Annotated in this window: 13 protein-coding genes; 11 read left to right on the forward strand and 2 right to left on the reverse strand. The window is 76.6% G+C overall.

Going from position 1 to position 10395, the window contains the following annotated elements:
* From VGH76_RS14995 to VGH76_RS15045, 11 genes are all read left to right on the forward strand, one after another.
* Window positions 1-661, forward strand: a 661-nt coding sequence (locus VGH76_RS14995; protein WP_331557491.1) for a mechanosensitive ion channel family protein, incomplete at its 5' end; no start/stop codon positions are given.
* Between the two features lie 181 nt (window positions 662-842).
* A complete protein-coding gene (locus VGH76_RS15000) occupies window positions 843-1757 on the forward strand; it encodes a CHAD domain-containing protein (RefSeq protein ID WP_331557492.1) in 915 nt (304 codons plus the stop codon).
* A 65-nt stretch (window positions 1758-1822) separates the two neighbouring features.
* Window positions 1823-2287 carry a hypothetical protein gene (locus VGH76_RS15005; protein ID WP_331557493.1) on the forward strand — a complete coding sequence of 155 codons (465 nt, stop codon included), beginning with the start codon at window positions 1823-1825 and terminating at the stop codon, window positions 2285-2287.
* 128 nt (window positions 2288-2415) lie between these two features.
* On the forward strand, window positions 2416-4026 hold the full coding sequence (locus tag VGH76_RS15010) for an NAD(P)/FAD-dependent oxidoreductase (protein WP_331557494.1): 1611 nt from the start codon (window positions 2416-2418) through the stop codon (window positions 4024-4026).
* A gap of 58 nt (window positions 4027-4084) precedes the next feature.
* The gene (locus tag VGH76_RS15015) at window positions 4085-4585 is read left to right on the forward strand and encodes a hypothetical protein (RefSeq protein WP_331557495.1); all 501 of its coding nucleotides are present in this window, start codon (window positions 4085-4087) and stop codon (window positions 4583-4585) included.
* Window positions 4582-4836, forward strand: a complete 255-nt coding sequence (locus tag VGH76_RS15020; protein ID WP_331557496.1) for a monovalent cation/H+ antiporter complex subunit F — start codon at window positions 4582-4584, stop codon at window positions 4834-4836. Before VGH76_RS15015 ends, VGH76_RS15020 begins: the two co-directional genes overlap by 4 nt.
* Window positions 4833-5147, forward strand: a complete 315-nt coding sequence (locus tag VGH76_RS15025; protein ID WP_331557497.1) for a hypothetical protein — start codon at window positions 4833-4835, stop codon at window positions 5145-5147. The genes VGH76_RS15020 and VGH76_RS15025 overlap by 4 nt, the downstream gene beginning before the upstream one ends.
* Entirely contained in the window at window positions 5144-5392 is a 249-nt protein-coding gene (locus VGH76_RS15030; RefSeq protein ID WP_331557498.1) for a hydrogenase subunit MbhD domain-containing protein, read from the forward strand. Before VGH76_RS15025 ends, VGH76_RS15030 begins: the two co-directional genes overlap by 4 nt.
* Complete coding sequence (locus VGH76_RS15035) at window positions 5389-6129, forward strand: MnhB domain-containing protein (protein ID WP_331557499.1); 741 nt, start codon at window positions 5389-5391, stop codon at window positions 6127-6129. The genes VGH76_RS15030 and VGH76_RS15035 overlap by 4 nt, the downstream gene beginning before the upstream one ends.
* A complete protein-coding gene (locus tag VGH76_RS15040) occupies window positions 6126-6479 on the forward strand; it encodes a sodium:proton antiporter (protein ID WP_331557500.1) in 354 nt (117 codons plus the stop codon). The genes VGH76_RS15035 and VGH76_RS15040 overlap by 4 nt, the downstream gene beginning before the upstream one ends.
* Window positions 6476-8308, forward strand: coding sequence for a complex I subunit 5 family protein (locus tag VGH76_RS15045; RefSeq protein WP_331557501.1), 1833 nt, complete (start codon window positions 6476-6478; stop codon window positions 8306-8308). Before VGH76_RS15040 ends, VGH76_RS15045 begins: the two co-directional genes overlap by 4 nt.
* Before the next feature lie 28 nt (window positions 8309-8336).
* Here the strand turns inward: VGH76_RS15045 and VGH76_RS15050 are convergent, their stop codons facing one another.
* Together VGH76_RS15050 and lon are read right to left on the reverse strand one after the other, a co-directional pair.
* On the reverse strand, window positions 8337-8669 hold the full coding sequence (locus tag VGH76_RS15050; protein ID WP_331557503.1) for a helix-turn-helix domain-containing protein: 333 nt from the start codon (window positions 8667-8669) through the stop codon (window positions 8337-8339).
* A 1-nt stretch (window position 8670) separates the two neighbouring features.
* A partial coding sequence (gene lon / locus VGH76_RS15055; RefSeq protein ID WP_331557504.1) for an endopeptidase La occupies window positions 8671-10395 on the reverse strand: 1725 nt, incomplete at its 5' end.

The raw sequence follows: 10395 nt of genomic DNA on the forward strand, positions 1-10395 counted from the left end.
CGGCGAGTACGTCGCGCGGTTCTCGCCCAAGGGCCGGCCCTCCCAGCTGGTCGGGCTGGTGGTGCAGTGGGTGCTGCTGGTGTTCGTGATCGTCTCGGCGGTCGGGACGCTGAACATCCCGGCGGTCACCGGCTTCGTGAATCTGGTGCTGTCCTACCTGCCCAACGTGATCGCCGCGCTGCTGATCTTCCTGGTCGCCGCCGCGGTCGCGGCCGCGGTCGGTGGGCTGGTGCACCGCACCATGGGTGACACCCCGACCGGGCGCGTCGTCCGCTCGGCCGCGCCGACGCTGGTGAGGGCGATCGCCGTCTTCATGATCCTCAACCAGCTCGGCATCGCGCAGGTGATCGTGAACGCCACCTACATCGCGCTGATCGGCGCGGTCGCGCTCGGTGCCGCCCTGGCCTTCGGGCTCGGGGGCCGTGACGCCGCCAAGGACCTCATCGACTCGGGCTACCGCAAGGCCCAGGACGAGTCCGACCAGGTCCGCGCCGACCTCGAGGCCGGCCGCCAGCGCGGTCGCGCCGACGCCGACCGGGCGCGGGCGCACGCCGCGCCGAACGACCCGGTGGCCCCGACCGCGACGACGACCGAGCCGCCCTTCGGCGACCCGGCCGAGCCGACCGTGCAGATGACGCCGCAGGACAACGGTCGCCGCTGACCTCTCCTGACCGGCACACGAGGGCCGGCAGACCCACCCGGGTCTGCCGGCCCTCGTCGTGTCCGGGGCATGCTCAGTCCTGGACCGTGCCGGTGAAGGTCGTTCGGACCGGATCGATCCGGGCCTCCCCCGGACGCCCGCGATGCGGTTTGCTCTGCGGTGTCGGGGGCGGAGGTGGCGGATGGGTGCCTCGTCGTGTCCCGCCCCGGCCGGGAGCGCGGCCGCGGCGGTGCTGGAGTACGTCCGGACCCGGACGGCGGCGCTGCGCGAGCAGGAGCCGCTCGTGCGGCTCGACCGCGAGGACGCGGTGCACCAGATGCGCGTCGCGGTGCGACGGTTGCGCAGCGCGCTGCGGGTGTACGGGCGGGTGCTCGACCGCGAGCGGACCCGGGACCTGGGCGCCGAGCTGAAGTGGCTCGCGGGCGAGCTCGCGCCCGCGCGCGACACCGAGGTGGTGCACGCCCGCCTCTCGGCGCTCCTCGACGAGGTCGCCGAGGAGCTCGCGGCGGACGTGATGGCCGTCGGCCTCGTCCCCCCGACGCTGCGCGCCGACCTCGACGCGGTCTTCGCGGGCCGCGCGGACACCGCCCGGACCCGGGCACTGGGCGCCCTCGACAGCTCGCGGTATCGGGCCCTGCTCGCCGCGCTCGACGCCGTCGTCGCCGACCCGCCACTGGGCCGGCGCGGGCTGCACAAGGCCCGCCGGGTGCTGCCGGAGGAACTGGCGCGGGTGCAGCGGCGCGTCGCCCGGGCGATGACGACCGCCCTCGACACCTCACCCGGCGTCGCCCGCGACGAGGCGCTGCACGAGGCCCGCAAGGCCGCCAAGCGGCTGCGCTACGCCCGCGAGGCCGCCCGCCCGGCGCTCGGCAAGCCACGACGACGGTGGAAGCGGGGGATGACGGCACTGCAGGACCTGCTCGGCGCGCACCAGGACACCGTGGTGATGCGCGCGACCGTCCTGGACCTGGCGACGGATCCCCGGGTCGGCGGGTTCGCGCTCGGCGTCGTCCACGGGACCGAGGCGGTGCGGGCCCGCGACGCGGAGCGGGAGCTGCCCGCGGCGTGGGCCCGGGTGGACCGGGGGTCCCGCTGAGCGTCCGACGCGGCTACCGGACCCCCTCGGTGTGCGGCTCCGCCGGCTCCGGGTAGGCCCCGCCGATGAGTACCAGTGCGCGCGACCTCGTCCGGGAGACCCTGCTGGGGGCCGCGTCCGGCGCACGGAGCACCTACGGGCCCACCGCCCTCGCCCTGCGCGCCCGGCCCGGCGACCGCCGCGTCGCGGGCCGGCTCGCCCCGTGGGGGCCGCTGGCCGCCGCGCTCGCGCTCGGCGAGACCGTGGCCGACAAGACCCCGGTGGTCCCGCCCCGCAACGGCATCGTCGGGCTCGCGCCCCGCATCCTGTCCGGCGGCGCCGCGGGCCGGGTGCTCGCGACCCGCGACGGTCGCGCGATCCCGACCTCCGGGGTGGTCGCGGCGCTGGCGGCGGTCGGTGCGGCGCTGGGCGGGGTGCGGTGGCGTGCTGCGGCCTCGCGCCGGTTCGGGTCCGACCTGCCGGGCGCGCTCGCCGAGGACGTCGCGGCCGCCGCCTGCGCCTGGTTCGCGACCCGCCGGGTCAGTCCTTGAGCGGGAAGCCACTCCTCGAGCTCGTCCAGGGTCTGCTACGCGCTCTTCTCGGCCGTCGCTGACACCCCGGCGGGGCCGCCGTGCACCGCGGTCGTTTGCCCCACGCGGCGCGGCGGGCACGTGCGCGGGTGACCCACCCCTCCGGCGACGCCGAGCGCGCCGACGCCGTCGTCGTCGGCGCCGGCCACAACGGCCTCGTCGCGGCCAACCTGCTCGCCGACGCCGGCTGGCGGGTGCACGTGCTCGAGGCCGCCGACGCGCCGGGCGGGGCCACCCGCAGCGCCGAGCTCGCCGCCCCCGGGTGGAGCACCGACCTCGGCAGCGCCTTCTACCCGCTGGGCGTCGCGTCCCCGGTCCTCCGCGGACTCGATCTGGGCGCCCACGGGCTGCGCTGGTGCCACGCGCCGCACCCGGTGGCCCACGTCCTGCCCGACGACCGGGCGGCACTCGTCTCCCGCGACGTCGACACCACCGCTGCCTGCCTGGAGCGCTTCGCCCCCGGCGACGGGGCCGCCTGGCGCCGCCTCGCGGACCAGTTCCGGGAGATCCGCGAGCCGCTGGTCGAGGCGCTGCTCGCGCCGTTCCCGCCGGTGCGCCCCGCCGCCCGGCTGCTGCGCACCACCGGCACCCCCGACGCGCTGCGGCTCGTGCGCCGCCTGCTGCTCCCGGCGCAGCGCTTCGGGGAGGAGGAGTTCGACGGCGAGGGCGCCCGGGTGCTGGTCGCGGGCAACGCCATGCACGCCGACGTGCCGACGAGCTCGGCCGGCAGCACCGCGTTCGGGTGGCTGCTCACGATGCTCGCCCAGGACGTCGGCTTCCCCGTCCCCGAGGGCGGGTCGAGCGCTCTGACCGGCGCCCTCGTCGCGAGGCTGCGGGCCCGCGGCGGCCGCGTCGACACCGACCGTCCCGTGGGCCGCGTGCTGGTCGAGGGCGGGCGCGCCGTCGGGGTGGTCGACATCGGCGGCGCCACGGTCCGCGCCGACGAGGCCGTGCTCGCCGACGTCGCCGCGCCGGTCCTCTACGGCGAGCTCCTCGGCGAGGAGCACCTCCCCCGGCGGATGCGGGCCGACCTGCGGCGCTTCCAGTGGGACCACGCGGTGCTCAAGGTCGACTGGGCGCTCTCGGAGCCGATGCCGTGGACCGCCACGGAGGCCCGCGGCGCGGGCGCGGTGCACGTCGGGGCGGACACCCGCGGGCTCGTCGACCTGGGCGCCGACCTGGTCGCGGGACGGGTGCCCGCCGACCCGTTCCTCATCCTGGGCCAGCTCACGACGGCGGACCCGTCGCGCTCGCCGGCGGGCACGGAGTCGCTGTGGGCCTACACCCGCGTGCCGCACGACCGGCTGCGGACCGCCGACGAGGTCGCGGCGCACGTCACGCGGATGGAGGCCGTGCTCGAGCGGCACGCGCCGGGCTTCTCCGACCTCGTCGTCGGCCGCGCGGTCTCCGACCCGGACACCCTGCAGCGCCGCGATCCGAGCCTCGTCCGCGGCGCCCTCATGGGCGGCACCGCCAACCTGCACCAGCAGCTCGTGTTCCGCCCGACCCCCGGGCTCGGGCGGCCCGACACCCCGGTCGACCGGCTCTTCCTCGCCGGCGCGTCCGCGCATCCCGGCGGCGCGGTGCACGGCGGGCCGGGCGCGTCGGCGGCCCGCGCGGCGCGCGCCCGGGCCGGAACGCTGGGACCCGCCTACGCCGCGCTGGTCCGCGGCGGGCACCGGCTCGTGCACGGCAGCTGACCGACGGTTCGGCACCGACCCGTTTCCGCCACGTGCCGGTGCGGGAAAGCACGCGGCCATGTCCGACCGACGGCGCGGCCGAGTGCGGTGGGCGGCCCTCGCGGCCGCCGAGGTGGCCGGGTGGGTCGTCGTGCTCACCGCGGTGTGGGTCGCGACGCTGACGTCCGTCGGGCTCCTCGAGATCGCGGTCGCCGTGGTGGTCTCGGTGCCGATCGGCGTGCTCGCGGTCGCCGCGCGGCGCGTCCTCGACGCCCCGGTCGGGGTCCCGCGCGGAGGGTGGCGGTGGGCGGTGCGCCTGCCCGGCGCCGTCGTGGCCGACACCGGCCGGCTCGCCGTGGCCGTGGCGCGCACGCTGCGGTCGGGGCGCCCGCTGGGGGGCGAGCGCCTGCTCCCGCTCCCCGATCCCCCGCCGGGCCGCCCCGACGCCCGCGCCGGCCTCGGCGCGGTCACGATCTCGACGACCCCGGGGGCGTACGTCGCCGACGTCCGCGACGACGGCCTCGTCGTGCACGCCCTCTCGCCGCGGGAGTCGGCCCTGGAGCGGGCGGTGACGCGGTGAGTCCGTTCCTGCTGCTGGCCGGGGTGCTGCTGCTGGTGCTGGCCGGGCCTGGGCTGCTGCTGGCCTCACGGGGCACCGCCGTCGCGCGGCTGGCCGGGCTGCAGCTGGCCCAGGCGGTCGCCGTCCTGCTGCTCACCGTGCTCGCGCTCGTGCTGGGGCAGCCGAGCCTGCTGATCGTGCCGCTGGTGACGGTGCTGCTCTCCTTCGCCGGCACGCTGGTGTTCACCCGGCTGCTGCGGGGTGTCACGTGAGCGCGCCCCCGGGCCTCCTCGGGGTCGTGGTGTGGGTGCTGTGCGCGCTCGTCGCGGTGGCCGTCGTCGGGGCCGCCGCGGCCGCGCTCCTGCTGGGGTCGGTGGCCGAGCGGCTGCACCTGGTGACCGTCGTGACCTCCGTCGCGGGCCCGGCGACCGGCCTGGCGTGCGCGCTCACGCTCGGCGTCTCGACCTCCACCGCCGCCGTCGTGGTCGTGATCGTCCTGCTGGCCGCGACGGCGCCGGTGCTGCAGACCGCGATCGCGCGGGCCGACCGGGGCGGGACGCCGCAGCGGGAGGGCGAGCCGTGATCGTCCTGCTCACCCTCGCCCTGCTCGCCACCGGCGTCGCCGGCACGGTGGTGGCGCTGACCGCCGACCCGCAGCGCCAGGCCGTGACGCTCTCGGTGTACGGCCTGCTCTTGGGCACCGTGTTCGTGCTCGCCGCGGCCCCGGACGTGGCGCTCTCGCAGCTCACGGTCGGCACGGCCCTCGTGCCGTTGCTGGTGCTGCTCACGGTCCGGACGGTGCGGCGCCGCTCGGGCGGGAGCCGATGAGCCGCCGCGCCCGGCTGGTGCTCTTCGGGCTCGGCGCCGTCGGGCTCGCCGTCCTGTGGGTGGTGGCGACGGGGGGCCTGCCGCCGGTCGGCACCGACGTGCACCCCTACCGCGACGCCGCCGTCGCCGCGGCCGCCGCGCACGCGACCGCGAACGTCGTCGCCTCGATCAACTTCGACCAGCGCGCCGTCGACACCCTCGGCGAGGAGACGATCCTGCTCGCCTCGGTCGTCGCGGTCACCACGCTGCTGCGCCCGGCCGACGACGAGCGGGTCGAGCCGCCGGATCCCCCGCCCGCGGTCCTGCCCGCGACCCGGGTCGCGGGCTGGGCCCTGCTGCCGGTCACCCTGCTGGTCGGCGCCGACGTCGTCCTGCACGGCCACCTCACCCCCGGCGGCGGGTTCCAGGGCGGCGTCGTCCTCGCCACCGCGCTGCACCTGCTCTACCTCGCCGGGAGCTTCCCGGCCCTGCAGTGGGTCCGCCCGACCCGGTGGGCACCGCTGGTGGAACCGGCGGGCAGCGGGCTGTTCGTGGTGACCGGCCTGGTAGGCCTCGCCGCCGGGGCCGGGTTCGCCGCGAACATCCTCCCGACCGGCGTCCTCGGTGCCCCGCTGTCCTCCGGGACGGTGCTCGTGCTCAACGTCGTCGCGGGCATCGGGGTCGGCGCCTCGATCGTCACCCTGCTCGGCCAGTTCCTCCGCCAGGAGGTCGTCATCGGGCCGGAGGCGGCGTCGTGACCCTCACCGCCGTCGCGTGGACCGTCGCGGGCTGGCTCGTGGTGGTCGGCGCGCTCGGGATAGTCCGGAGCCGCAACCTGGTGCAGACGGTGGTCGCGCTGTCGGTGGCGCAGTCGGGGACCTACGTGCTGCTGATCGCCGCGGGCTTCCAGCGCGGGGCGACGGTCCCGATCCTGGGCGCCGGCGGGGCCGGGTCGACCCCGGTGGTCGATCCCCTGGTCCAGGCGCTGGTCCTCACCGACATCGTGGTCTCGGCGACGGTGACGGCGCTGCTCCTGGCCCTGACCGTGCAGATCGCCAAGCGCCACGGCACGGTCGATCCCGACGAGCTCCGCGCGCTGCGCGGGTGACGGGCGCCGACGTGGGCAGGGTGGACGTCGTCGCCCCGCTGGCCGTCACGGGCCCGGTCCTGCTGGCGTGCCTGGTGCTCGTCATCGGCCGGTGGGCGCCGCGCCCGGTGGTCGACGCCCTCGCGCTGGTCGGCGCGGCCGCCCTGGCCTGCTGCGGCGGCCTGCTCGTGGCCGCGACCTCTCCGGGGGACGCGGTGACCTGGCTCGGCGGGTGGGCGCCCGCCCCCGGCACGCACCCGGTGGGCATCGCCCTGGTCGCCGACCCCGCCGCCGGTCTGCTCGTGCTCCTCGTCGGGACGCTCGCCGCCGGGGGGCTGTTGTTCAGCTGGCGCTACTTCGCGTCGGTCGAGGCCCGGTTCCAGGCGCTGGTGCTGCTGTTCTGCGCCGGGATGACGGGGTTCGTGCTCGCGGGCGACCTGTTCACGATGCTCGTGTTCTTCGAGCTCATGGGCGCGGTCGCGTACGCGCTGGCGGCCTACAAGATCGAGGAGCCGCGGTCGCTGCAGGGCGGGCTGACCTTCGGGGTGGTGAACTCGCTGGGCGCCTACCTGGCGCTCTGCGGGGTCGGGGTGCTCTACGCCCGGACCGGACAGCTGAACCTCGCGTTCCTCGGCGAGACGCTGGCGGGCGCCCCGCCGGACGGGCCGGCCGTGGTGGGCGTCGTCCTCGTCCTGGTCGGGTGGCTGGTCAAGGCGGCCGCGGTGCCGTTCCACTTCTGGCTCGCCGACGCGCACGCCGTCGCCCCCACCCCGGTGTGCGTGCTGTTCTCCGGCGTGATGGCGCCCCTCGGGGTGTACGGCGTCGCGCGGGTGACCGCGGTCGTCGCGCCGGGCGTGGGCACGCTCGCGCCCGTCCTGGTCGTCGTCGGGACGGTGACCGCCGTGCTCGGCACCGTGCTGTGCGTGGTGCAGCGCAACCTCAAGCGCCTGCTCGCCTACTCCACGATCGCCCACGTCGGGCTCTTCCTCATCGGCGCGGCCGACGGCGGCTCACGGACGTGGCTGGTGTACCTCGCCGGCCACGCCGGGGTGAAGGCGGCGCTGTTCCTGCTGGTCGGGGTGCTGCTCGCCCGGTTCGGCAGTGTGGACGAGATCGACCTGCACGGCGCGGCCCGCACCGGCCGCGCCCCCGACCGGCTCACTGGGGCGCTGTTCCTGCTCGCCGGGCTCGCCCTGGCCGGCCTACCCCCGGTGGGTGCCGGGCTCGGCAAGGCCGCGCTCGAGGAGTCGGTGCCGGGCGTGCTCGTGCCGGTGGTCGTCGGCGTCTCGGTGGTGACCGCCGCGGCTGTGCTGCGCGCGGGACTGCGGGTGTTCCTCGGCGTCGGGCCCCGCCCGGAGCGCCGGGTCGACCCCGAGCGCACCAGCGGCGAGGGCGAGGAGCGCGAGATGTCGGGTCGCTTCGAGAGGGTCCCGACGACGATGCTCGCGGCACCCACGCTGCTGCTGGCCGCGGCCGTCGTCGTCGGGACGCTCCCGCTGGTCGGCCGTGTCGGCGCCGCGGCCGGGGAGCGGCTGGCCGACGGGACGGCCTACCGGGCCTCCGTGCTCGGGCCGGCCCACGAGGCAGTGCCCGTGGAGCCGGTGGCCTGGCACCTCTCCGGTGTGGTCACCGGGCTCGGGACGACCGTCGCAGCGGTGGTGCTCGCGCTGGTCGTGCTCCTCTCGGGTCGGGTCCCGGCCCGGCGTCGCCGGCCGGTGCGGCGGGCGGTCGGACGGATCGTGCTCGGCCTGGAACGGCTGCACTCCGGGCACGTGGGCGACTACGTCGCCTGGTTGCTGTTCGGCGCCGCCGTCATCGGGATCGCCGTCGCGGCCCCGACGCTGGGGTGAGGGCCGGTCGGGGCACGGTCGCCTTCGCCTAGCGTGCGGGCCTCGGAGGGCCGCCCCGGCCGCGGCTGCAGGTCGTCAGCGCCTCGAGCAGGGGGGCCAGGCGGTGGCCCTCCGCGGAGAGCGAGTACTCGGTGCGGGGCGGGCGGGTGTCGAGCACCCGCCGTTCGAGGAGCCCCGCGGACTCGAGATCGGCCAGGCGCGCCGCCAACGTGGCGGGCGGCACCTGGCCGAGGGCCTGCTCGAACTCCGAGAACCGGGCCGCACCGAGGTGCGCGGCGTAGAGCACCGAGAGCGACCAACGCCGCTCCAGCAGTGCCGTCAGCGCGCGCACCTCGGGCGGAACCGGCTCCCGTGAGCACATCTCAGGCGGCCATCTCGAGGCCCGGGGTCGCCGGCTGCGTCGCCGGCTCCAGGGCCACGTCGAGGACCTCGCTGATCGTCATCGACGGGTGGAACTCGAGCTGTCCGGCGACGTCGGCGGGGACGTCGTCGAGGTCGGCCCGGTTGCGCTCCGGCACGACGATCTGCGTCAGGCCCGCCGCGTGCGCGGCCAGCACCTTCTGCTTCACCCCGCCGATCGGGAGCACCCGGCCCTGCAGCGTCAGCTCGCCGGTCATCGCCACGGTGTGGCGCACCGGTCGCCCGGTCAGCAGCGACGCCAGCGCGGTGGCCATGGTGACGCCGGCCGACGGCCCGTCCTTCGGGATCGCGCCCGCGGGGACGTGCACGTGGAACGACCGTCCCGTGAAGGCGTCCTCGGCGATGCCCAGCTCCGCGGCGTGCGAGCGCACCCACGACAGGGCGATCCGGGCGGACTCCTTCATGACGTCGCCGAGCTGGCCGGTGAGGATCAGGCCCTCGTCGCCGGTCATCGACGCCGCCTCGATGAAGAGGACGTCGCCGCCCGCGCCGGTCACGGCCATACCGGTCGCGACGCCGGGCACCGCGGTGCGCTCGACGGCCTCGGTGAAGACCTTCTGGCGGCCCAGGTGCCTGCGCACCACCTCGGTGTCCACGACGACCTGCCCGCCACCCGACGCGACCTCCGTCGCGATCTTGCGGGTGAGCTTGCCCAGGGCACGGTCGAGCTGCCGGACGCCGGACTCGCGGGTGTACTCCGACACCACGAGGCGCAGCGCCGACTCGTCGGCGACCACGTCGTCGACGGTCAGGCCCGCGCTGCGGACCTGACGCGGCAGCAGGTGGTCCCGGGCGATGGCGACCTTCTCCTCCACGGTGTAGCCGTCGAAGGAGATGACCTCCATGCGGTCGAGCAGCGGGCCCGGGATCGTGTCCAGCTGGTTGGCCGTCGCCAGGAACACCACCAGCGACAGGTCGATCTCGACGTCGAGGTAGTGGTCGCGGAACGCGTGGTTCTGCGCCGGGTCCAGGACCTCGAGCAGCGCGGCGGACGGGTCGCCGCGCCAGTCGGCGCCGACCTTGTCCACCTCGTCGAGCAGGATCACCGGGTTCATCGTGCCCGCGTCGCGCAACGCCCGCACCAGGCGGCCGGGCAGGGCGCCGACGTAGGTCCGCCGGTGACCGCGGATCTCGGCCTCGTCGCGGACGCCGCCGAGCGACATCCGGACGAACTCGCGGCCCATGGCACGGGCCACCGACTCGCCGATCGAGGTCTTGCCCGTCCCGGGCGGCCCGACCAGCGTCAGGATCGTCCCGGCCTTCGTGTCGGCCTCGACGCCGCGGTCACGCCGCAGCTTGCGCACGGCCAGGTACTCCACGATGCGGTCCTTCACGTCCTCGAGGCCGGTGTGGTCGGCGTCGAGCACGGTCCGGGCCGCGACCGGGTCGAGCTGCTCCTCGGAGAGCTCCGCCCACGGCAGGGCCAGCAGCCAGTCGAGGTAGGTCCGGATCATCGAGGACTCGCCGGACTGCTCGCCGGCGCGCTCCAGGCGTCCGAGCTCGCGCTCGGCCTGCTCACGCACGTGGTGCGGCATGCCGGCCTCGGCGATCTTCGCGCGGTAGTCGTCGCCGGCCTCGGCGTCGCCGGAGCCCTCGCCGAGCTCCTTGCGGATCGACTCCAGCTGGCGGCGCAGCACGTACTCGCGCTGGGCCTTGGCCGCGCCGGA

The organism is Actinomycetospora sp. (assembly GCF_036497585.1).
In the GTDB taxonomy this organism is placed as follows: domain Bacteria; phylum Actinomycetota; class Actinomycetes; order Mycobacteriales; family Pseudonocardiaceae; genus Actinomycetospora.